2 protein-coding genes are annotated in these 1310 nt (G+C 68.2%); both read left to right on the top strand.

The genetic code is table 11. The annotated features are described in order from the left end of the window. The first annotated feature begins 58 nt into the window (after positions 1-58). Positions 59-928, top strand: coding sequence for an IS5 family transposase (locus ACZ573_RS38370; RefSeq protein WP_471313591.1), 870 nt, complete (start codon positions 59-61; stop codon positions 926-928). A 73-nt stretch (positions 929-1001) separates the two neighbouring features. After that, positions 1002-1298 (top strand): hypothetical protein, encoded by a 297-nt coding sequence (locus ACZ573_RS38365; RefSeq protein WP_393751728.1) that lies wholly within the window; start codon positions 1002-1004, stop codon positions 1296-1298. The last annotated feature ends 12 nt before the right edge of the window (positions 1299-1310 follow it).

The following is a 1310-nucleotide window of genomic DNA, read 5'->3' as shown; positions in this document are numbered from 1 at the left end:
CTAGGCCGTGTTTTAGATCGGGGTTCCGGCCCGCGCCTTGCGCCGTGATGATCATGGTGTGGGGCGTGGGGATCTTTCTGGTGAGCAGTGGTCGGTACTGGAGTCGTTGCTGCCTGCGGCAGGCGTGAGTCGCAGGTCGGAGAACCGGCGGCGGTTGATTAATGGAGTTCGGTGGCGGGTTCGGACGGGTGTTCCGTGGCGTGATCTGCCGCGCGAGTACGGGCCTTGGCAGACCGTTTACGGGCTCTTTCGCCGCTGGCAGCGCGAGGGTGTGTGGGCCAGGATTCTCACCTTGCTGCAGGCGAGGGCTGATGCGGCCGGGCTGATCACGTGGGAGGTGAACGTCGACTCCACGGTCTGCCGGGCGCATCAGCACGCGGCTGGTGCCCGCCGGGACGGGGCCGGGCAGAAGGAGCCCCCGGGAGGGGTCGGGACCGAACCTGAGGATCACGGGCTGGGCCGGTCGCGGGGCGGGTTCTCCACGAAGATCCATCTGGCCTGCGAGCAGGGCCAGAAGCCGCTGTCGTTGCTGGTCACGGCAGGTCAACGGGGTGACAGTCCGCAGTTCGAGCCGGTCCTCGAAGCGATCCGGGTGCCCAAGGTCGGCGGCGGTCGTCCCAGACGCAGACCGCTGCGGGTGCGTGGTGACAAGGCGTACTCCTCGCGCGGCAACCGTGCTTACCTGCGCAGACGCGGGATCCGCTGCACCATCGCCGAGCCGGCCGACCAGGTCCGCAACCGCAAGCGCCGCGGCCGAGCCGGTGGCCGACCGCCGGCCTTCGACCGGGAGGACTACAAGGCCCGCCACGCGGTCGAGTGCGGGATCAGCCGCCTCAAGCAGCACCGGGCTGTCGCGACCCGCTATGACAAGCTCGCCGTCCGGTTCGAGGCGGCCGTCCAGATCGCGGCGATCCACCAGTGGCTGTGAACCGGAGGCCTGCCGATACGGCCGTGCCATGCTGATCACGGCATTGGGCAGCACATCTTCGGGGAGGGCATCGATGGCCGCCAGGTACTACTGCGCCGACAGCGAGAACGGCGACCACGTCGACGACCCGTCCGAGGACGCTCTGTTCATGCTGATCGACGACCTGAACGACTCGGACAACACGTTCGTCGTGATCCAGCCCGACCAGGACGACCCCGTCTGGTTTGCCTCCGTCGCCGTCCTGGACGAAGGCGGATACGAGGTCGTCCGCCGCGACACCACCCGCCGCGAACACGACGTGACCGTCGAGACCAGCAACGACCGCATCGCGGGCGACCTCACCAAGTGGCTGGCCGCCCGAGCTACCTAAAACACGGCCTAG

It is taken from the genome of Streptomyces sp. NPDC040545, assembly GCF_055595065.1.
Note: the sequence above shows the minus strand (reverse complement) of the source record. Positions and strands in the feature narration are given on the sequence as shown.

Excerpts from the sequence above, each read along its gene's own strand:
- ACZ573_RS38365 (WP_393751728.1), top strand. The coding sequence starts at position 1,002 with ATGGCCGCCAGGTACTACTGCGCCGACAGCGAGAACGGCGACCACGTC.